We start from the raw sequence: 21,679 nt of genomic DNA, 5'->3' as shown, positions 1-21,679 counted from the left end.
AAATATTATAATCAATTCTCAGCTTAATGTTATCAAACTGTTATGTATTTACACAGTGTTTAGAAATGTATGTCAAATTGTAATCTGTACATTAACCCACTACCTTCGCCAGCTTCTGTAGTATAACTTATATCCGACTGCACTTTTAAATTATGCCCAGCCACATATCTAGAAACTCCAAGAGTGTATTGCTCTTCCAAAGCTCTACCAACAACAGCATCAAAATTAAGATTAGTATAACGTCCTGCTACTTCCCAGTTACTTTTAAATAAATATCCAGCCTGTAAATTTAATGCATTACCAACCTGTACGATATCTCCTGTTGGAGTACCATCTTCTTCTACAGCTATTGCCTCATCTGCATCTCGATCGGCAAATTCTCCCATAAAAGAAAAACCTTTGTACTTAAATACAGCATCAACAAATATTGTTGAGATATTAGTTTCGAAAAAACCTGTACTGGTCTCCATATATGATCCCTGGTTACTTCTATTTTTAACAGCATCTGCATTAAAATCATACGTGGCAGCAAGCATTAATTTAGGAGTCTGCTCTCTTTTAAGATCTCCTCCTTTATAATCCCCTTTGCTCTGAAATTTTCCAAAAGGTAGTAATTCTACTCTACTTGTATATTGATGTCCTCCTAGATTACCTGTTGTAATATTTCTTCCTTCACCTTGAGAAATAGCAAATGCTTCTCTCACTAAAAATTTATCTGATATTTTAAAGTGATGTCTTAACTGTACACCAAGATCTCGATCAATATTAAATCTACTGTTTAATCTCGAACGATCTACTAGTTGTAAATTTGCCGAGGAGATAACACGTTCTACGTTACCAGGTAATTTTGTTTGTCCTGCCCAGAGCGTAAAGTTTTTATAAAAATTCCATTTGATAACAGCATCAAGAATATATCGAGGGGCATCATTTGTGAATTCCGAAGCTCCTGAGATATCTCTATTAGATAAACCAAGTTCTATTTTATATTTAAGTTTTGGACTATACGCAAAACCACTAAACTTTAAACGAGCTCTTCGTACCAAGAAATTCGTTTCTGGCTTACTATAATCTCCGTCATTAATATCCCATCCCGTAGTTGAAAGAAATTGCATTCTAGTTGCAAATTTCATGCTCCAAGAACTGTCCTTAGCGACAACATTTAGAATTCCTTTTCCAAATTTAGTTTCGGTAATTTCTTGTGCATTTACAAAGCAAAGCGTAAAAAGAGTTAACGCTGTTAGGGTAATCTTTAATTTCATAATTCCGTACTAGTTTTTTGTCGCTGCAAAGAACCAACACCCGTGTTAAGTTAATGTTAACTTAATGTTTTATAATGATTATTTTAAAATCCCCTTTTTTTTAAGTACTTATGCAATAGCAAAAAAAAGGCTGATCACTTATGACCAGCCCTGTATTTCAAAAATCTAAGTCGACAAAAACTAATACGATTTTTTGAAATTACAATATGTCTTACGACTCGTCAAAAGTATTTTTTTTGGCGAGTTTTTATGTTATCACAACTTTAAGGTATCGTTAAAAATATCTTCATATCAAGTTTAACAAATATCCTAAAATTGCCCCTCCAAGCACAATCCACATAGCATTTACTTTTTTAATGAAGAAAATTAAGAACGTACTTAATAATGCTATTACGATTGATTTCCAGTCAACTAATGTATCTATTCCCATTGCGTATAAAACTGACAACATTATAGCAACTGCAGCAATGTTTACTGAATCCAAAAAATAACTCAATACTCTGGATTTTCTCATTTTAGGAATTAAAGGATTCAAAAGTAATACGAATAGAAAAGACGGAAGAAAGATGCCTAGTGTTGCCCCAACAGCTCCCCATAATCCTCCTAATTGATATCCTATAAAGGTTGCAGTAGATAATACAGGGCCAGGCGTGAACTGTCCCACTGCAATAGCATCTATCAATTCTAGTCTTGTTAACCATCCTTTAGTGACTAACTCAGCATCCAGATAAGCAAACAACACATAGCCACTACCATATAATATAGCACCTACTTTTAGAAAAGTCCAAAATATCTTTAAGGAAGATAATTTAACAAAAGTAGCTGTCGAAAATTTGAATAAAAAAAGAGGAGCAATTGATTTGGAAGTAGTATTTAATTCTGACTTTGAGTAAAAGTAAAATACGCCCAAAACTCCCGCGCTTAATAATGCTATAACTTCATTTACCCCCAAAACACTAGCTACCAATGTTAAAATACCTATAGCGCCAATTTCCCAACTCTTTAATGCCTTCTTTCCTAATTTTAAAATAGCCGATGCAATAATCGCCAATACCGCAGGCTTAATACCCATAATAAAAGGTGCAACTTCGGGTAATTGCCCATATGAAGTATAAAACCACGCTAAAATTCCGGTAATAACAACCGCCGGAAAAACAAAACAAGCACCAGCAACAAACAAACCAGCTACTCCTGCTCGTTCATGCCCACAATGCATAGTCATCTCAGTAGAATTGGGCCCAGGAATCAAATTGGTTGCTCCAATTAAGTCCAAAAAATGTTGTCTATCCATCCATTTTTTTTTGTGAACAACTTCATCTTCCATCATAGCGATATGAGCAGCTGGACCTCCAAAAGCAACACAACCTAGCCTAAAGAAGACAGTAGCAACTTCTATAAGTCTTTTCTTTTTATTCATTGAAATAATAATGTTTTGGAATTATATAACGAACTCGATGATCAAAAGTATGAATATAACAACAAATTTTAAGTGTAAACATATAATTCAATTAATCAACCTATAAATCTATTTCTCGATTTGATATTATTTAATATGCTTATAATCAGTATATTATTTTCACAATGTTAATTTAATGTTATGCAAATGTTGTTTAAATGTAAAATAAGTAGTATTTTTAAACTTATATTATAAGTCGACAGCCCTAACAAATTTAAAATAGTTAAAAATGAAAAAGATATTAGTAGCAATGGCCATTTTATTTTCTGCGACTGTAATGGCACAAGATGTAAAACCTACTTTTGAAAAACAAGGAGATCAAATTAAAGGTACTTTCTTTCACGAGAATGGAAATGTAAGGCAGCAAGGTTTTTATAATAAAGAAGGTAAGCTTCATGGAGAATGGAAATCATATGATGTCACGGGAAAGAAAATCGCAATGGGACAATACAACAATGGTGTAAAAACTGGAAAATGGTTTTTTTGGAATGCCAATAAGTTATCTGAAGTAAATTATGCTGATAATCAGATTGCAGATGTAACTACTTGGTCGGACAAAGACAATGTTGTAGTGAATTACAAAAATTAAACAATCTTACATAATATAAAAAAACGTTTCAGAAATCTGAAACGTTTTTTTATACCCAAATATTTCAAAAAAATTATAATTTATATTCCCCTATTTGACTTTTATCAATTAGACACCTTTAATATTGGATTTACACCGTTTATCTTTAAAATATTTTCTTAACACAAAACCAATTTTCTGAGAAAACATCTAAGCAACAACTAACTCTTATATACCAACAATTTACAGAAAGCGTAAAACAACCTTAATGTTAAGAAAACATTCTGTAAACAAACGTAGATAACAATTATCTAACATTATAATCATACATAATTAATTTTTGAATAACACACATTTAACACCCCGTAACGTTCTTTGCCCAGAATTTCAGAACAAGTTAAATGAAAAAAATTGTTACCCTGATTGCGCTATTTTTTGCAGGAATACTCTTTGCGCAAGAGACCGGTTCGGTTACCGGAAAATTGTTAGACAAGGAATCTAACAACCAACCTCTTCCTTTTGCTAATGTATTAATCAAAGGAACAACAAAAGGAACAACAACAGACTTTGATGGTTTATACACCATTGATAATTTACAGCCTGGCGTACACATATTAGAATTTAGCTTTATTGGATACGAAACTCTTGACAAAGAGATTATCGTTACAACAGGAGAAACACTAACCGTTAATGCATCTATTGGTGCAAGTGCTGCTGCCTTGGATGAGGTAATTATCAAAACAACTACCACAAAAGAATCTGAAGTCGCTATCCTATTAGAACAGAAAAATGCAGTGACTATTCAACAGAAGATTGGTGCGCAAGAACTTTCTAAAAAGGGAGTAAGCGATGTAGCTACTGGATTAACAAAAGCAACTGGTATATCCAAACAAAGTGATAAGCTTTATGTTCGTGGATTAGGTGATCGTTATAATAATGCATATTTAAATGGCCTACCTATTCCTTCTTTAAATCCGAAGTTAAAACTTATTGATCTTGGTATTTTCCCAACAGATATTGTTGAGAATTTGGGTATTTACAAAACTTATTCTCCTGATATTTATGGAGATTTTGCAGGAGCCAGTGTAAACATTGATACCAAAGACCGCCCAGGAAAAGGGTTTTTAGAATTCAGTTTTAATTCTGGAGTAAATTCTAAAGCTATCAGTAACGATTTTTTCTTACTTAACGGCGGACAGTATGATGATTGGGGAATTGATGATGGCTCTAGAAGAGTACCTATCTTTTTAGAAATCCCTAATTACAATTATGTAAGTACTGATATTGATTATTTTCCATTTGACACTTCTTTTAATCCAGAAAAAAGATTTAATGGCCCTGATGGTGGCATGAGTGTTGCCGGAGGTAAAACATTTACCATTGCCGAAGATCAAAAACTAGACGTTTTAGTAACAGGATCTTTTAGTCAAAATCACAGAACTGCCCTTGGTGGTAATCAAGCAGCTTTTAACTCTCAAGGAGAAAGCATTACTGGTCTAGGTAACTTTAGAAATGTTGACCGTTATCAATATAGCACAAATACTACTTTATTAGGAAGCCTAGGATATCGTTGGAATAGCAATAATAAAATACTTGCTACTACTTTATTCGTAAATGACACTCAGGATGAATTAAGAGAATTTACAGATGGTGTAAGTAGTGAAGATACAGATGTAGGTATTCGTTTAAGAAGAGGTACCTACGAACAAAATAACCTGTTTACTCAACAGTTAATAGGTGAACACAAATTTAAAGATGGTAAATACAAATTAGATTGGGGTGGAGCATATAATAAAGCTCAAGGATTAATTCCAGATAGACGCCAGTTGGTATTTACAGAATTGCAAAATGGAAATTTGGTTTTAGGAAACCGTACAAGTCCAGATTTAGCAAACAATCAACGTTTCTACCAAGAGTTGAACGAGAATGATTATTCTGGAAAAGTAGATTTTGATATCAACTTTGGAAAAGATGAAGATGATAATTTCAAAAACAAACTTACTGTTGGAGTTGCCGCGAGAGGCAAAGACAGAGATTTTGAATCTAATCAATTAAACTACAACCTTAACGGGTTTAGAAATACTAATGTAGACTTTAACAATCCTGATGCATTATTAAATGAAACCAATTTTTCAAACGGAGACTATGTAGTTTTAGAGAACCTTAATACAACGAGACTCTATGAAGCTGATTTATTAACAATCGCAGGATTCGTTAATTTACAATATGCACTAACAGAAAAATTAACCTTTAATGGTGGTCTTCGTACAGAACTGTTTGAACAAAATGTATTCTATAGAGAACAACAAGATCTTGAAACTTCTCCTTTTAGAACACAAAAGATTGATGAAACATTTATTTTACCAAGTATTAGTTTAAAATATGTGGTAAATGAAAAATCTAATCTTCGTTTTGCAGCAAGTAAGACGGTTACTCTGCCAAAATTTACAGAGGTCGCTCCTTTCTTAGATGAAGATGTTACAGAATCTACTTTAGGAAATCCTATTCTTAAAAATTCTGATAATTATAATATCGATCTTAAATGGGAGTATTTCCCTGAGCAATCTGGAGAATTAGTAGCTGCTACTTTATTTGGTAAGTATATCGAAAATCCAATCGAAAAGGTATTTGTAGCCTCAGCATCAAATGTAAACACATTTGTTAATTCTGACAATGTAGTAATCTTTGGAGCAGAATTAGAATACCGTAAAAACTTAGGTAATCTTTTCAAGGTAGAAGAAACAACATGGAACAATTTAAATTTTGGGATTAATGCGACTATCATGTACACACAGGTAGAGATTGACCCTACCATTACTACTTTTAATGGTTCTAATATCGCCCCCACTAATATAGAAAGACAATTACAAGGTGCTTCTCCTTTTTTAATAAATACAGATTTGGTATATGGCAAAAAGTTCGAAAAGCATAATATCACAACAGCACTAGATTTCAACATTTTTGGAGACCGCGTATACTCTGCCGGTGGAAATGGAGTTGGAGATATTTTCGAAAAAGGTTTTGGCGTACTTAACTTCAATTTCAAAGATGAAATAGGGGATCATATCGAAATCAGTTTTAAAGCTAAAAACTTATTAAATCCATCTATAGAAAGATTTCAAGATCAGGAAGATTTAAATCAAGAATTTACAACCTATAAATTTGATAATGGTATCAATTTTAGCTTAGGGGTAACTCTTAAATTATAAAAAAGAACAACACATTAATAAGAAATAAAAAGATGAAAACTAAAAATTTATTTGCCGGAATATTATTTGGTGCGGCGATTCTATTTAGCGCTTGTACAATCCAAGAAGATAATATAGGAGATGTAATCATAAACCCTGGTGGGGGTGACAATAGTGGAAGCGTAGTTCTTGAAGGACAAATCACAGAAAACCTAACGTTAACTGCAGACGAAGTATACGAATTAAGAGGTGGTGTATCTGTAGTAGATGGTATTACACTAACTATAGAACCTGGAACAAGAATTATTGCCGGTGATGTTGGAGGTGTGTTTTCTTACCTAGCCATAGAGCAAGGTGCAAGAATATTAGCAGAAGGTACAGCAAGTCAACCTATCGTATTTACTTCTAACAAATCTACTCCAAATGCTGGCGATTGGGGAGGATTATTATTAGCCGGTAGAGCACCTATTAATAGAGGGACTACTGCAACTACAGAAGTAGCTAACCTTACATACGGTGGTACAAACCCAGCAGATGATTCAGGTATATTACGTTATGTACGTTTAGAATATACCGGTGGGAAAATTAACGATGATGCAGAATACAATGGACTTTCTTTATATGGTGTAGGTAACGGAACTACAATAGAATTTATTCAAGCTTTTAATGGAAATGATGATGGTATCGAATTCTTTGGTGGTACGGTAAACTTAAAATATGCTGTTGTAACTGGTGCTGGTGATGATTCTTTTGACTGGACAGATGGTTGGATAGGAAATGGCCAATTCTGGATCGCTCAACAAACATCTGCGGCTGGCGATAAAGGAATTGAAGCTGATAATTTATCATCTGCTCCTGATGCTGCTCCTTTCTCAAACCCAACATTATCTAATATCACTTTAATTGGTGCAGAAGATGGTGACGGCGAAAATAAAGGAATCGAATTTAGAGCAGGTACTAAAGTAAGCTTATACAATACAATCATTAAAGCATTTCCTGGAAAAGGAATCGAAGTTGATGATGATCAAACACTTCTAAACCTTAACAACAATGAAGTAATTGTTAGAAACTCAATTATAGATAACGTTAATTCTTTCGATTTAGATCACGGCGGAGCTACAGTAGATCTTGCTGATTTTGCAACTTTCAATAATTTCACTTTAGACGGATCTGGTGCTCCTTTTAATAATGCCGGTAGCGCTATCCCTGCTAATTTTGAAGTTACAGGTTTTAGAGGAACGTACCAATTTACAGTTGCTACAGACGGTGTGGACAATTTTGATCCATCTACATTAAATTCATTTTTTGATGCTGCTAACTATGCTGGTGCATTACAAAGTGGAGATTCTTGGACTTCTGATTGGACTCGTTTGTAAAGCAATAACATACAGTTTTGAATATAAAAAAAAGCCTGGCAAATTGCCAGGCTTTTTTTATGTGTAAAATTTCAATTTGGTTTTAATCTACCCAAAAAAAACGAAAAATCTCAAAAAAACATTTCACAAATACGACTCATTGTCTATTTCATTTTACCCCTATGTTAATCCATATTTTGTTAATTTATTGATTTTAACACTCTCGTAACAATAAGCTAAAGTTTTATAAAAATGACTTTTGAATACTTTTAAATACTATTAGATCAAAAAAAGAACATCATTTTTCGCAAAGCTTTTACCCCTTCAAGAGCTTAGTAATCAACAAATATTACACTCTTTTCGCATTTGTATTTTAAAGTCAAAATTCCCTGAAAAACCTTACAAATTTCACCTTACTACCATTTTTTCCTACATCACAATGCCTTAAACTAACCATAATAGTGGCATAAAATCAATTACTGTAAAACCGTATTTATTTGTAGAAGTTTTTAAACTCAAAAAAAGAACAAAATCTTAATTCTTTAAATTATCAATTATGAAAAAATTAATCATTGCAGGTTTTGCAATTTCAATGTTAGCATTTACTGGTTGTGGTAGCGACGATGACACAGAACCAACCCCTCCACCTGCAGAAAACACTACTTTGAGTGGCCAAATTACTGAAAATAGAACTTTAACAGCAGCTAACATATACACCCTAGATGGTCGTGTTACAGTAACAAATGGTGCTACTTTAACTATTGAAGCTGGAACTATCCTTAAAGCAGAAGGCGGTACAGGGGCAAACGCTTCTACTTTAATTATTGCAAGAGGAGCAAAACTTGAAGCTAATGGTACTGCTACGGCACCTATCATCTTTACTTCAATTGCAGATGACATTGCTTTAGGACAAACCGCTGGAACGAACTTAGATGAGAACCAAAGAGGACTTTGGGGAGGACTTATTGTTCTTGGTAATGCTCCAGTTTCTTTAAATGGTGATGCAGATGCTGCTCAAATAGAAGGAATACCTGCAAGTGATACTAATGGATTATACGGTGGATCTGATCCAGCTGATGATTCTGGTACTTACAGATACATCTCTATTCGTCATGGTGGAGCATTAATTGGAGAAGGTAACGAAATTAACGGATTAACACTTGGTGGTGTTGGTACAGGAACTACGATAGAATTTATCGAGGTAGTAGGTAATGTTGATGATGGCGTTGAATTCTTTGGTGGTACAGTAAACGCCTCTAACCTATTAGTATGGTCTCAAGGAGATGATGCTATCGATATTGATCAAGCATATTCTGGAACTATCGATAACGTAGTAGTAGTACAAGGTGCTATATCTGATCATGGTCTTGAAATCGACGGACCTGAGGGATCTGCTACTGGATCATTTACATTGCAAAATGTTACTTTATTTGGATCTAACTCTGGTGAAGTTGCAGATTACAGAAGTGGTGCTACAGGAACTACCAGCAATGTATTAGTTACAGGATTTACTGATTCTGCAGATGTAGAATTAGATAACAATGGTGTTTCTCAAAACTTCCTTGATGGTGACATCACTTTTACTGCTTGGGAAATCGTATTACCAACTGGTGTTGCTGCTGCAGAAGATATCTTTGTAGAAAAAGTAGGATGTGCTTCAAACTGTGATGATGCTGATGACTCTAATGATGTTCCTGAAAACCCAATAATCTTAATGCCAACATTTACTGAAAGAGCTGATGCATGGACAACCGCTGTTACCGATGCTGCTTCTGCTAATGTTGGTGCAAATACAGCTCAGTTTAGCTGGACATTTGCTAACGCTAAAGCCAATTTAGGATTCTAAAATTTGAATTTAGTCATAAATAGTTAGTACTACGGTATTGCTCGTTTCTAAAAGGAAACGAGCAATACTTATAATAAATCAATAGGGAAAATGTATAAAACATTTATAAAAAAAACGCTGTGTGCACTCCTAATTCTTGGAGCGACTATGTCCACTTTTGCACAAGGAAAAATTACGGGTAAAGTAATAGATGGTGAAACTAATGACGTGTTACCTTTTGCGAATATCTCTGTAAAAGACGCATCAATTGGGTCTACATCAGACTTTGATGGTTTATATGAGATCAATGTTGAACCAGGCACATATACCATCGTTTTTTCTTTTGTTGGTTATGAAACCAAAGAAGTGAGTGGTGTAGAAGTAAAATCATCGGGCGATGTTGTGGATCTTAACGTTACCATTAATGCAACTGCCGCTGCTCTAGAAGATGTAGTAATTACAACTACAGTAAGAAAAAACACTAAAGCTGCTGTATTAACGCTTCAAAAAAATTCTGTAAAACTATTAGATGGATTATCTATAGAGAGTATAAAAACTACTGGAGCTAGTAACATTGCAAGTGCTGTAAAAAATGTTCCTGGAGTATCTGTACAAGGGGGTAAATTTGTATATGTACGTGGACTAGGTGATCGTTACACAAAATCGATATTAAATGGTGTTGATGTTCCTGGATTGGATCCGGACAGAAATACATTACAATTAGACATTTTCCCTACTAACATTTTAGAAAATATTTTAGTGGTTAAATCGGCTACAGCAGATCAGCCTGCTGATTTCACAGGTGGTGTTGTAGACATTATTACTAAAGACTTACCATCTCGAGAAGAATATAGTCTTTCTGTAGGAGCATCATATAATTCTTCTATGCATCTTGATGATAACTACTTAAACTATCAAGGTGGCGACACTGATTTCTTAGGGTTTGATGACGGAAGTCGTGATAACCCACTAGACAATACAACAGGTACACTACCATTACCGCAAGTAGATGGTAACACTGCTAGAGAAAACACATTTTTATTAGACAGAACACTTGCTGCTGAAAGAGAAAAAAGTTTTGTTGATTATAATTTTGGATTTACAGCTGGTAAACAATTTGAAGTTGGTGATAACAGATTAGGGGTATTGGCATCCTTATCATACAGAAACGAAACTACTTATTACGAAGAGTATATCGAAGGGCAAGTGTTTAGAAAAAACTCGGATCCTTCTGTTCTAGAATTAGGTGTAGATAGAAGTCAACAGGGAGAAGTTGGTATTAATAATGTTTTACTTAGTGGATTAGCCGGATTATCATATAAAACCGAAAAATCTAAGTACAAGTTTAATATTCTTCATATTCAGAACGGAGAATCTGAAGCATCTTTGTTTGATCAACGAAACCTGATTATTAATTCTAATCAAATCAAACAAGACAACCTCATTTATACACAACGATCTATCACAAACGTTTTGTTTTCTGGCAGACACAGTAGCGAAGATGCCTCTTGGCTTATCGAGTGGAAAGTTTCACCAACACTATCCCGAGTATATGATAAAGATTTAAGAACAACCAATTTTGTTGTTAGTGAAAATGACCCTACTGTATTTACAATTAGCGCCAGTGAAGGTGGAGATCCTAGAAGAATATGGCGAGATCTTGAGGAAGTTAATGCTGCAGGAAAACTAGATCTTACCAAAAAGCATAAATTATTTGGAAGAGATGCTAAAACCAAGTTTGGTCCTGCATATACATATAAACAACGTGATTTTTCTGTAGATCAATTTTCGACTCCGTTTGCAGGAAGTTTTAATACGCAAATTTTAGGCGGTGACCCTAATCAGGTTCTTAATCCAGATAATATATTTAACCCAAATACAGGGCAAGGTTCTTTTGTAAGACGTGACTCAAACATCTCTGATACATTCGATTCTACGATTTCTATTGCAGCTGGGTATATCTCTGAAGAGTTTAAATTATCAGATCGCTTCAATGCTATCTTGGGAGTTAGATTCGAAAAGTTTGATTTATTATACACAGGAGAAAGTCAAAGTGGACTTCAATTTAATGAAGAGTCTATTCTTGACGAAGCAGATTTTTTCCCTTCGGCAAACTTGATTTATGATCTTAACGAAGATGCAAATCAAAAATTAAGAGCATCATATAGTAGAACAACGGCAAGACCATCATTTAAAGAAGCTTCTATTGCAGAGATTTTTGATCCAACATCTAATACTTTCTTTATTGGTAATATTAATGTACAACCAACCTATATCGATAACTTTGATATACGATATGAAATCTATGGTGAAGGTGCAAACTTCTTTGCCGTTAGTGCATTTTATAAATCTTTTGATGATCCTATCGAGCTTAGTTTTATCAGAGAAGCTACAGGTCAGTTTACACCATTAAATCTTGGTGATGCAACTGTATACGGAGCTGAGATAGAGTTTAGAAGAGACTTGGCTTTTGCAGGACTAGAGCATTTTAATGTAACTACTAACTTCTCTCTTATCGAATCTGAACAAAAATTTAGTGATGATGAAAGAGACGCTAGAGAGGATAACCTTAGAGTTGGTGAAGAATTAGAAGATGGTAGAACTCTTCAAGGGCAATCGCCTTTCTTGCTTAACTTTGGGATTAACTATAATAATCCAGATAATGGATGGCAAGGTGGTGCATTTTACAATGTGCAAGGAAGAACACTACAAATTGTAGGTAATGGTAACATTCCAGATGTATTCACGCTTCCTTTTCATAGCATCAATCTTACTATTGGAAAAGCTTTTGGAGAAAAAAAGAATTCATCAGTTAGCTTGAAATTTTCAAACTTATTAGACGATGATATTGAAAGTGTATACGAATCTTTCGGATCTGAAGATCGTGTATATTCAAAGTGGAGTCCTGGCCAGGAAATCTCTTTGAGTTATACTTATAAATTCTAATGTAAAAGAACATTATAGCTTACAAACAAATAAGGCTACCAAAATTGGTAGCCTTATTATTTATTTTATCACACGTGATGTTACTAAACCTTTACGGCCTTCCATTTTCCTTTTTTAAACCAGATAATACCAATTACTGCGATTAAGACTTCAGCAAAGGTAATGGCCAAAAAGACACCCATGGCGCCCCATTTAAAAACTAAAGCCGCCAAGTACGCAAATGGTAATTGAAACACCCAAAAACAAAAGAAATTAATAACCGTAGGTGTTTTAGTATCTCCCGCGCCATTAAAAGATTGTATAACTACCATTCCGTAGGCATAGAATACATATCCTGCAGCGATTACACGTAAACTTAGCGCACCATATTCTATAACTTGTGCTTCATCGCTAAAGATTTTGATAATAGCTTCTGCAAAGAATAGATAAAACAAAGATACTACCAACATAAAAAGCGCATTGTACTTACCTGTTTTCCATACAGATTGTTCTGCTCGTTCCGGTTTTTGAGCTCCTAAATTTTGCCCTACTAAAGTGGCAGCCGCATTACTCATTCCCCAAGAAGGCATTAACGTAAACATAAGTACTCGTATGGCAATTGTATATCCTGCTAATACTTCACTTCCAAATTCGGCCATAATACGCATCAAAAACACCCAACTAGAAGTGCCTATAATAAATTGACCAATCCCTCCTAAAGAAACTTTGATTAAGTTCATCATAATTCCTGCACGAAAAACAACATCTCTGAAGGCTACTTTGATCTTACTCCAGCCATAAAAAAGAATCAAAAGCTGAAAAATTACAGCACTACCTCTTCCGATAGTGGTAGCTATTGCAGCTCCTTGAACTCCAAAAGCTGGGATTGGGCCAAATCCAAAGATAAACATCGGATCCAGGATAATATTTAGCACATTAGAAAAAATCAATACTCTCATTGCAACTGAAGCATCTCCAGCTCCCCGAAAAACAGCATTGATTAAAAACAAGAGCATAATGGTAACATTGCCACCTAATAACACCTGGGTATATCCATAGCCATTAGCAATTAGTTCTGGTTCTGCTCCCATCAAACCAAGAATTTCTTTAGGAAAAATAATCCCTATAATACTTATTACAATCGCTACACCAATACCCAATAATATAGATTGTATTGCGGTTTGTGATGCTCCTGCAATATCTTTTTCTCCTATTCTACGAGCCACAATAGCAGTAACACCCATACTAAGTCCTATAGCAATTGCATAGACCAAGGTGAGCACTGATTCTGTAAGTCCAACGGTAGCAATGGCATCTGCACCTAGACTCGACACGAAATATGCATCTACCAAAAAGAATACAGATTCCATCATCATTTCTAGCACCATAGGTACTGATAACATAAAAATTGCCCTGCGAATGCTTCCAGAAGTAAATTCCTGTTCTTTGCCAGATACGGCGGTTTTAAAATAAGAGAATAAACGTTGTAACGTGAGTTTATTTTGAGTCATGATATTAAGAAATAAAAAATTAGAAATAAAAAAAGACGAGCCAAGGGAAGAAATCCTTAGCCTCTAAAAATCGGGGTGTCTATTTGCACAATTATGTACATAAATTCTTTATAACTTCATGATGGAACAAATATGCGGCATTATTTTTGAATTTCAAAACTATATTCGAAGTAAAAACCGTAATTTGCGGGCAGGGTTGCCTTTTTATTAGGTTTTAACATAAAAGTGTGCATATGATATACTCGGTTTTTAATTTTTATATTGTATATTTATTGCCCCAAAATAATTTTGTATGAAAAAAATCTACTTGTTATTAACATTTGTCGGTTTGATATGCTTGTCTTTCACTTCAGGAATGCAGGCACAACCAAACACACCTCCAAGACAAGAAACAAAAGCCCTACAAAAGATTGATGGATTACGAGTTTTTCCTAATCCTGCAACTGGAGATATTCTATATATTACCTCTGATTTACAATTAACCAAAACAGTTAAAATTTTTACAGTTCTTGGCAAACAAGTATTGTTCAAAGTTTTGATAGGTAAGGAGTTAAATATCAGTAATTTAAATCCTGGAGTTTACGTAATTAAAATTACAGAAGGCAATAGTCAAGACACTCTCAAACTCATTATTGAATAATAGAGTACTTCGTATTCTTACGTAGTTAGTGTGTAATATCTTTTTGAAAATTATTCAAAAGGGAACGCCTTTTTTATACCTTTGTTCTTCACTAAATCGTTGAATACACATTATGCTTGTTGATACTATTTTTTCTATTCAAAATAATAGTGATTTTGAACAAGCCGCAATAAAAGTATTTCATCATCAATATATAAATAATAATACGTATCAGAGATTTTGTAACCTTTTAGGAATCACAAAAGCATCGGTTACTTGTGTTCACAATATTCCTTTTCTTCCAATACAATTTTTTAAACAAGAAAAAATAACCAGCACTACTTCATTAACACAGAAAATTTTCACCAGTAGCGGTACTACAGGCAGTGTGGTTAGTAAACACTACGTTAGTGATCTTAGTATTTATGAAAAAAGCTTTAGAAAAGGGTTTGCTCATTTTTACGGAGATATTTCAGAATATGTTGTATTAGCTGTACTACCTTCTTATCTAGAAAGAGAAGGTTCCTCTCTAGTGTATATGGCTGAAAAATTGATTGAGGATAGCACCCAATCCGAAAGTGGATTTTATCTTTATGAAATCGAAAAATTAGTTCACACACTTCAAAAATTAATCACAGAACAAAAAAAAATACTTCTTCTAGGTGTTTCTTTTGCTTTACTAGATCTTATTGAAAACTATTCGATAACCTTAAATGACAATGTAGTCATTATGGAAACCGGAGGTATGAAAGGAAGAAGAAAAGAAATTATTCGAGAAGAACTTCATAAAATTCTAATTGATGGATTTGGAGTTTCTAAAATCCATAGCGAATATGGCATGACCGAGTTGTTGTCACAAGCATACTCACAAGGAGCGGGTATATTTTATTGCCCTCCATGGATGAAAGTTTCTATTAGAAACCCAGAAGACCCACTTTCTGGTATTGAAACTGGTAAAACAGGCGGAATCAACATAATAGATTTAGCAAATATTAACTCTTGTTCATTTATTGCCACTCAAGACTTAGGAAAAATTCAAAACGACGGAAGCTTTCAAGTTATAGGTCGTTTTGATCATAGTGATATTCGAGGATGCAATTTAATGGCTTTATGATATGGCAAAAAATAAAGGATTAGGCTGTTTTCAATTTTCGGCTATTGTATTAACATCAGTAGTGCTAAGCAGCTTTGTGAAGTCGCTCTTAATGATTTCTACGTTAACAGCCTTTGGTTTCTTACTCTTATCTATCTCCATGATCTATGGTAGAATTGAACATAAAAAAACCAAAAAAAATGCTTGGAAATATGTTCTTTACAGTTTGTTATTACTTATTTCTTTGGTAGGTGTTAAAGCTGTACTGAATAACTTACCTACCTATCAAGAAAATGAAGTGAAGTCTAATATTTCTGAAGATATTTATCGAGAAACAATTTTTGAGAAAGGAGATTCTATTGTACTACTTAGCCAACAAAGAGAATGGAAAGATAATTATGGAAATTCTTTTGAGGGAAATTTCTCTGTGCGAGAACAGGATTACACTATATCTAAAAAGGAGTATTTTGATAACCGCTCAAAACATCGCAAATTTTCATGGGGAAATTTATATCAATCCTTAGCCGTTGCAGACACCCCGAGATTAGATCTTATCTTGAAAAAATTAGAAGAAATACAAGCCTCTCAAACTCTTAATAGATTTGAATTTGCCGATATGGTAGTAACTTTTATACAAGATATCCCTTACGCTTTAGTTTTTGAAAGTCATTGTGAATCTCCAGAGAAATATGAACCCTCCATTCGTAGTATATTAGAAAGATGTCCAGATTGTTGTATTGGCGGTATCCCTTATGGCATTCAAAATCCTGTAGGTTTTATGGGTAATCTTAAAGGAGATTGCGATACCAGAACTGTTATCATATATGCTATACTAAGTCATTTTGGATACAATGTAGCTATTCTTAACAGTGATTACTACAAACATTCTATCCTTGGACTTGAAATCCCTGCAAAAGGCACATATAAACTTCATAACGGAAAGCGATATTATGTATGGGAAACCACAAATAAACATTTTACAATAGGGACATTACCTCGTAGTTTTAATAATATAAATCATTGGCATATCATGCTTACTAATACTCAACATCATGCAAACTAAACTATTAACTCTTGCTTTTATAGAAATAGCATTGGCTATTGTCGTTTCTGTATTGATCTTATTTATTTCTTTTAGAATACTACAAAAAGTATTCTTTAAAAACATTCCATTAGGAGAAAACAATATGGCATTCTCGGTTTTTACAGCTGGTATTATTCTTTCTATTGGGATTATTCTGGGCGAAATTATACCTTCTATTACAAATATGGTGCGTTTATCCATGTCTACAGGAAATGACATTACATTTGGAAAAATCATACAATATTCTGGATTATACTTATTGATTGGGTTTGGATTTGCAGTGATCATTAACACCTCGGTATTCTTACTCTTTTCTGCACTTACAAAAGGGGTGAACGAGTTTAAGGATATCCAACGAAACAATGTTGCCACAGCTATTGTTGTTACAGCAACTTTATTATCAATTACACTGATTGCAAAAGACAGTATTAGTCTATTGATTAGCGCATTGGTTCCTTATCCCGAAACTTCGAATTTTCTATTGTAATCCTTACGTTAAAGTCAAAAAAATAATTATCCCTGGCGCATACTAATAACAAGGTTTTCGACTGATTATCAAAACATAATTACATTACATCTGTAATGATTTCATTTTTTTACGATCTAAACTCCGAACCATAAATAATCGTAAAATGAAAACATTAATAACCACACTTTTCTTTGTTTTTGCTATTAATATAAACGCACAACAAATAGACTACAACACTAATAAAGGGTTTGTTGCAGAAGGCTACGATGTAACCGAATATTTTAACAATAAAGCAGTAAAAGGAGACAGTAAATTTACTGCAACTCATAACAACGTAAAATATAAATTTGCCACCAAAGCAAATCTGGAAAAATTTAATAGTAATCCAAAAAAATTTATGCCACAATACGGAGGATACTGTTCTTATGCTGTAGCAACAAAAGCCGATAAAGTAGATATCGACCCAGAGACTTTTGAAATAAATAATGGCAAACTCTACCTATTCTATAATTCTTGGGGAACCAATACTCACAAGAAATGGAAAGAAGAAGGCGCAGAAAAATTAAAACCTAAGGCCGACGTAAATTGGGCAAAAATAAAACTCAAAAATTAATCGAATTCATCGATAACGATATAGACCGCTAAGTTTTAATTGATTGGTTAGTTTATAAAGCCTGCTTAGATAATTATCTAGCAGGTTTTATTCTTTACAAAACTTGTTTAGGGTTTATCACAAATGTAAATACAGTGCCCAAAACGGATGTAACTACTTAAATATCTTATAATTATGTTAATTTTGTAATGATAGATTTTTTTTACGACTTACTAAACGAGACCATAAGATAACTCATAAAATGAAAAGTAAACTCACTATATTATTTCTGTTTTTTGCCCTCACATTAAGCGCACAGCAAATAGATTATAATACCGCCAAAAATTTTATTGCAGAAGGGTATGACGTAACAGAATACTTTAATAATAAGGCTGTAAAAGGAGATAGTAAGTTTACTGCAACTCATGATAACGTAAAATATAAATTTGCAACTCAAGCAAACTTGAAAAAATTTAATAGTAACCCAGAAAAGTTTGTGCCACAGTATGGAGGATACTGCGCATATGCAGTAGCGGTAAATAGTGAAAAGGTAGATATAAATCCTAAGACTTTTGAAGTAAGAGACGGAAAATTATATCTATTTTATAATTCGTGGGGCATTAATACTTTGGATAAATGGATAGAAGAAGATGCTAAAAAATTGCAAACAAAAGCAGACGTAAATTGGCAAAAAATAAAAGCAAAAAAATAGAAAATACTTTTAATGCAGTTACGTCGAACTGTATTAATTGCTAAGTTTTTTTCAATAATTGATTGGTTAGTTGACAAAGCCTACTAGAATTCTTTCTACGTAGGCTTTGTTTTTTTATGTTAAGCAACTTTTATACTGCTCTAATAATAAAATAATTTTTCTTTCCTCTTTGTAATAATACAAATTGATCATTGATCAAATCTTTATCTGATATTGAAAAACTATCATTTACTTTTTCTTTGTTTACAGATATTGAATTTTCTTTTAATGCTCTTCTCGCTTCTCCATTAGATTTTAAGAAACCCGTTTGTTCTGCAAGCGCTCCGATTATATCAAGACCTGTATTTATAGTCTCTTTAGAAATCTCAGCTTGCGGCACCCCGTCAAAAACATCTAAAAAAGTAGCTTCATCCAAATCTTTTAAATCTGCCGAAGTCGATTTCCCGAAAAGGATATTAGATGCTTTTATAGCATTGTCTAAATCTTCTTTGGAATGAACAATTACCGTAACCTCATTAGCCAATTTCTTTTGTAAGATTCGCATATGCGGAGCTTCTTTATGTTCTGCAACGAGAGTATCAATTTCATCTTTGGTCAAGAACGTAAAAATCTTAATATACTTTTCTGCATCTTCATCACTAGTATTTAACCAGTATTGGTAAAACTTATACGAAGAGGTTCTATTTGCATCTAACCATACATTTCCTCCTTCAGATTTTCCAAACTTAGAACCATCAGATTTTGTAATTAATGGGCAGGTAAGTGCATATCCTTTTCCTCCTGCAATCCTTCTGATCAACTCTGTTCCTGTAGTAATATTACCCCACTGATCACTTCCTCCCATTTGTAAAGTACACTCATGTGCTCTATACAGATGCAAAAAATCATATCCTTGTACCAATTGATAAGTAAATTCTGTAAACGACATACCTTCTGAAGATTCTGAAGAAATTCTGTTCTTTACAGAATCTTTGGCCATCATATAGTTTACAGTAATGTGTTTACCCACGTCTCTAATAAAATCAAGAAATGAAAATTCTTTCATCCAATCATAATTATTTACCAAAACCGCTGCATTAGGCGCATCACTTTCAAAATCCAAAAATCTTGATAATTGTGATTTTATAGCTTCTTGATTATGGCGCAATGTTTTTTCATCCAAAAGATTACGCTCTGCCGATTTTCCTGACGGATCACCAATCATTCCAGTAGCTCCTCCTACCAAGGCAAAAGGTTTATGACCAGCTCTTTGATAATGCGCCAATAACATAATAGGTACCAAATTACCAATATGTAATGAATCGGCGGTAGGATCAAACCCTACATAAGCCGATCTCATTTGCTCCATAAGGTATTCTTCGGTTCCTGGCATTGCATCATGCAACATCCCTCTCCACTGTAATTCTTCAATAAAATTCTTGGCCATTTCTATATCATTCTTTTTAAGAGCGACAAAGATAAAAATATGGATAATATTACACTATGAATATAAGAGGAATCCTAAATATCCTTACTTTAGTATCGTATAATACACACCATGATATTAGTTACAGGAGCAACAGGATTAGTCGGGACACATCTATTAGTAAAACTGGTACAGCAAAAAGAACCTATACGAGCTTTGTATCGTTCTGATCAAAAAAAAGCATACGCCAAAAAAGTGTTTTCTTATTATTTCCCTCATGACAATAATTTGTTTGACAATATCGACTGGATACAGGCCGATATAAATGATATCCCATCCTTATCAGCTGCTTTTAACCAAGTAACATACGTATATCACTGTGCTGCAAAAATTAGTTTTAACCCTGCTCACTACAAAAAACTACGTAAGGTAAACATAGAAGGCACCGCTAATATTGTGAATTTATGTCTTATTCATAATGTAAAAAAATTGTGCTATGTAAGCTCTATTGCTACTCTAGGAGAAAGTATTACAGGAAAACACATAGACGAGAGTGAAGAGTGGAATCCTGAAATCCCTAATTCGGTATATGCCATTACCAAATATGGTGCAGAGATGGAAGTTTGGAGAGGTGTGCAAGAAGGATTAGATGCCGTGATTGTAAACCCAGGTATTATTATTGGTCCTGGTTTTTTTGATGGTGGTAGCGGATTTCTTTTTAAACGAATTTATGCCGGCATGAATTACTATACTACCGGTACTTCCGGGTTTGTGAGTGTAATCGATGTGATTAATACCATGTTTATGCTTATGAATAGTAATTGTACAAATGAAAGGTATATCCTAGTAGCAGAGAATTTAAATTACCAAAGTGCTTTTAGTATGATTGCAAAAGGTTTAAAAAAACCAGCTCCTACCAAAGAAGCTTCTCCTTTTATGATGAAAATTGCTTATTATGTGCAACGGATAAGTCATGTTTTATTTAGAACCAAACAGTCCATATTTAAATCTTCGATACGAAGTGCTTTTTCTAACTCATATTATACTAATGACAAAATCAAAAGCGAGTTAAATTATGAATTTAATCCTATTGAAAAAGCTATTGAAGAAACAGCTACTCTTTTCCTGAAGGGTTTCTAAATCTTTTACTCTTAGCTCTTTCTATTTCGAGTTCCATCTCATTTTCAATTTCACTTTTTGAACCTTCTAACTCCTCTAATTCTAAAAGTTTTTCTTTATCACTAAGTGTGTCTTTTATTTTCTTAATAGAATCTTGTATTTTCTTAATAGAATCTTCTTCCTTTTTTAACTTCTCGTACTTTATTTTTGATTGCTCTATATTAGCTTTCACTTTCGTAAACATTTTTGCGTACTCCTCTAATTGACCCGAATACCACGCGTTGTTTTCTGCAAAAACTATACTATCTATCCCATATTTTCTAAGAATATAGTTCTCGGGATTAATTCCTTTTTCATCAAAAACTTTTCTGCTCGACATTTTGGCCGCTTTTATAAAAGCAATATCCGTGAGAATATCCACCATCAAATCCTCTTCTAACATTACTTTTGGTTTTGTAGGCTTCTCAATGCTTTGACATGAAAAGAAAAACAAAATTAC

17 protein-coding genes are annotated in these 21,679 nt (G+C 33.7%); 12 read left to right on the top strand and 5 right to left on the bottom strand.

The genetic code is table 11. The features are described 5' to 3' along the window. Positions 1–59: 59 nt before the first annotated feature. Positions 60–1,259 carry a porin gene (locus tag DK508_RS18865; RefSeq protein ID WP_109302336.1) on the bottom strand — a complete coding sequence of 400 codons (1,200 nt, stop codon included), beginning with the start codon at positions 1,257–1,259 and terminating at the stop codon, positions 60–62. Positions 1,260–1,545: 286 nt separating this feature from the next. Beyond that, positions 1,546–2,676, bottom strand: coding sequence for a chromate efflux transporter (gene chrA, locus DK508_RS18860; protein ID WP_109302335.1), 1,131 nt, complete (start codon positions 2,674–2,676; stop codon positions 1,546–1,548). Between the two features lie 268 nt (positions 2,677–2,944). On the opposite strand from chrA, the gene DK508_RS18855 reads away from it, so the two are divergent. The 5 genes from DK508_RS18855 (at position 2,945) to DK508_RS18835 (ending at position 12,597) form a co-directional block, all read left to right on the top strand. Beyond that, positions 2,945–3,304 carry a toxin-antitoxin system YwqK family antitoxin gene (locus tag DK508_RS18855; protein WP_109302334.1) on the top strand — a complete coding sequence of 120 codons (360 nt, stop codon included), beginning with the start codon at positions 2,945–2,947 and terminating at the stop codon, positions 3,302–3,304. Between the two features lie 380 nt (positions 3,305–3,684). Continuing rightward, positions 3,685–6,492 (top strand): TonB-dependent receptor, encoded by a 2,808-nt coding sequence (locus DK508_RS18850; RefSeq protein WP_109302333.1) that lies wholly within the window; start codon positions 3,685–3,687, stop codon positions 6,490–6,492. A gap of 32 nt (positions 6,493–6,524) precedes the next feature. Then, on the top strand, positions 6,525–7,847 hold the full coding sequence (locus DK508_RS18845; protein WP_109302332.1) for a hypothetical protein: 1,323 nt from the start codon (positions 6,525–6,527) through the stop codon (positions 7,845–7,847). 535 nt (positions 7,848–8,382) lie between these two features. Next, positions 8,383–9,672: a hypothetical protein gene (locus tag DK508_RS18840; RefSeq protein WP_109302331.1), complete on the top strand. Its 1,290-nt coding sequence runs from the start codon at positions 8,383–8,385 to the stop codon at positions 9,670–9,672. 90 nt (positions 9,673–9,762) lie between these two features. Beyond that, complete coding sequence (locus DK508_RS18835) at positions 9,763–12,597, top strand: TonB-dependent receptor (RefSeq protein ID WP_109302330.1); 2,835 nt, start codon at positions 9,763–9,765, stop codon at positions 12,595–12,597. 83 nt (positions 12,598–12,680) lie between these two features. On the opposite strand, the gene DK508_RS18830 is transcribed toward DK508_RS18835, so the two are convergent. Next, positions 12,681–14,087 (bottom strand): MATE family efflux transporter, encoded by a 1,407-nt coding sequence (locus tag DK508_RS18830; protein ID WP_109302329.1) that lies wholly within the window; start codon positions 14,085–14,087, stop codon positions 12,681–12,683. Between the two features lie 292 nt (positions 14,088–14,379). Between DK508_RS18830 and DK508_RS18825 the strand changes: the two genes are divergently transcribed. The 6 genes from DK508_RS18825 to DK508_RS18800 all read left to right on the top strand — a co-directional run bounded on the left by DK508_RS18825 (position 14,380) and on the right by DK508_RS18800 (position 18,656). Continuing rightward, on the top strand, positions 14,380–14,727 hold the full coding sequence (locus DK508_RS18825; protein ID WP_109302328.1) for a T9SS type A sorting domain-containing protein: 348 nt from the start codon (positions 14,380–14,382) through the stop codon (positions 14,725–14,727). A 109-nt stretch (positions 14,728–14,836) separates the two neighbouring features. Next, entirely contained in the window at positions 14,837–15,820 is a 984-nt protein-coding gene (locus DK508_RS18820; RefSeq protein ID WP_370443865.1) for an acyl transferase, read from the top strand. A gap of 1 nt (position 15,821) precedes the next feature. After that, positions 15,822–16,862, top strand: coding sequence for a hypothetical protein (locus DK508_RS18815; protein WP_160114793.1), 1,041 nt, complete (start codon positions 15,822–15,824; stop codon positions 16,860–16,862). Continuing rightward, positions 16,852–17,370, top strand: coding sequence for a DUF350 domain-containing protein (locus DK508_RS18810; RefSeq protein ID WP_109302325.1), 519 nt, complete (start codon positions 16,852–16,854; stop codon positions 17,368–17,370). Before DK508_RS18815 ends, DK508_RS18810 begins: the two co-directional genes overlap by 11 nt. 145 nt (positions 17,371–17,515) lie before the next feature. Next, on the top strand, positions 17,516–17,965 hold the full coding sequence (locus DK508_RS18805; RefSeq protein ID WP_109302324.1) for a YHS domain-containing (seleno)protein: 450 nt from the start codon (positions 17,516–17,518) through the stop codon (positions 17,963–17,965). A 241-nt stretch (positions 17,966–18,206) separates the two neighbouring features. Then, positions 18,207–18,656, top strand: a complete 450-nt coding sequence (locus tag DK508_RS18800; RefSeq protein ID WP_109302323.1) for a YHS domain-containing (seleno)protein — start codon at positions 18,207–18,209, stop codon at positions 18,654–18,656. 130 nt (positions 18,657–18,786) lie between these two features. Here DK508_RS18800 and tyrS read toward each other — a convergent pair whose 3' ends face one another. After that, entirely contained in the window at positions 18,787–20,082 is a 1,296-nt protein-coding gene (gene tyrS / locus DK508_RS18795) for a tyrosine--tRNA ligase (protein WP_109302322.1), read from the bottom strand. A gap of 111 nt (positions 20,083–20,193) precedes the next feature. On the opposite strand from tyrS, the gene DK508_RS18790 reads away from it, so the two are divergent. Then, on the top strand, positions 20,194–21,201 hold the full coding sequence (locus DK508_RS18790) for an NAD-dependent epimerase/dehydratase family protein (protein WP_109302321.1): 1,008 nt from the start codon (positions 20,194–20,196) through the stop codon (positions 21,199–21,201). Here the strand turns inward: DK508_RS18790 and DK508_RS18785 are convergent. After that, a complete protein-coding gene (locus DK508_RS18785) occupies positions 21,176–21,622 on the bottom strand; it encodes a DUF4296 domain-containing protein (protein ID WP_160114792.1) in 447 nt (148 codons plus the stop codon). The two genes, DK508_RS18790 and DK508_RS18785, sit on opposite strands and share 26 nt — an antisense overlap. Positions 21,623–21,679: the final 57 nt, after the last annotated feature.

The organism is Aquimarina sp. AU474 (assembly GCF_900312815.1).
GTDB lineage: Bacteria > Bacteroidota > Bacteroidia > Flavobacteriales > Flavobacteriaceae > Aquimarina.
The sequence above is the reverse complement of the archived record's forward strand: the minus strand, read 5'-3'. Positions and strand labels throughout refer to the sequence as shown.

Coding starts and splice junctions, on each gene's coding strand:
- DK508_RS18865 (WP_109302336.1), bottom strand. CDS start 1,259: ATGAAATTAAAGATTACCCTAACAGCGTTAACTCTTTTTACGCTTTGC.
- chrA (WP_109302335.1), bottom strand. CDS start 2,676: ATGAATAAAAAGAAAAGACTTATAGAAGTTGCTACTGTCTTCTTTAGG.
- DK508_RS18855 (WP_109302334.1), top strand. CDS start 2,945: ATGAAAAAGATATTAGTAGCAATGGCCATTTTATTTTCTGCGACTGTA.
- DK508_RS18850 (WP_109302333.1), top strand. CDS start 3,685: ATGAAAAAAATTGTTACCCTGATTGCGCTATTTTTTGCAGGAATACTC.
- DK508_RS18845 (WP_109302332.1), top strand. CDS start 6,525: ATGAAAACTAAAAATTTATTTGCCGGAATATTATTTGGTGCGGCGATT.
- DK508_RS18840 (WP_109302331.1), top strand. CDS start 8,383: ATGAAAAAATTAATCATTGCAGGTTTTGCAATTTCAATGTTAGCATTT.
- DK508_RS18835 (WP_109302330.1), top strand. CDS start 9,763: ATGTATAAAACATTTATAAAAAAAACGCTGTGTGCACTCCTAATTCTT.
- DK508_RS18830 (WP_109302329.1), bottom strand. CDS start 14,087: ATGACTCAAAATAAACTCACGTTACAACGTTTATTCTCTTATTTTAAA.
- DK508_RS18825 (WP_109302328.1), top strand. CDS start 14,380: ATGAAAAAAATCTACTTGTTATTAACATTTGTCGGTTTGATATGCTTG.
- DK508_RS18815 (WP_160114793.1), top strand. CDS start 15,822: ATGGCAAAAAATAAAGGATTAGGCTGTTTTCAATTTTCGGCTATTGTA.
- DK508_RS18810 (WP_109302325.1), top strand. CDS start 16,852: ATGCAAACTAAACTATTAACTCTTGCTTTTATAGAAATAGCATTGGCT.
- DK508_RS18805 (WP_109302324.1), top strand. CDS start 17,516: ATGAAAACATTAATAACCACACTTTTCTTTGTTTTTGCTATTAATATA.
- DK508_RS18800 (WP_109302323.1), top strand. CDS start 18,207: ATGAAAAGTAAACTCACTATATTATTTCTGTTTTTTGCCCTCACATTA.
- tyrS (WP_109302322.1), bottom strand. CDS start 20,082: ATGGCCAAGAATTTTATTGAAGAATTACAGTGGAGAGGGATGTTGCAT.
- DK508_RS18790 (WP_109302321.1), top strand. CDS start 20,194: ATGATATTAGTTACAGGAGCAACAGGATTAGTCGGGACACATCTATTA.
- DK508_RS18785 (WP_160114792.1), bottom strand. CDS start 21,622: ATGTTAGAAGAGGATTTGATGGTGGATATTCTCACGGATATTGCTTTT.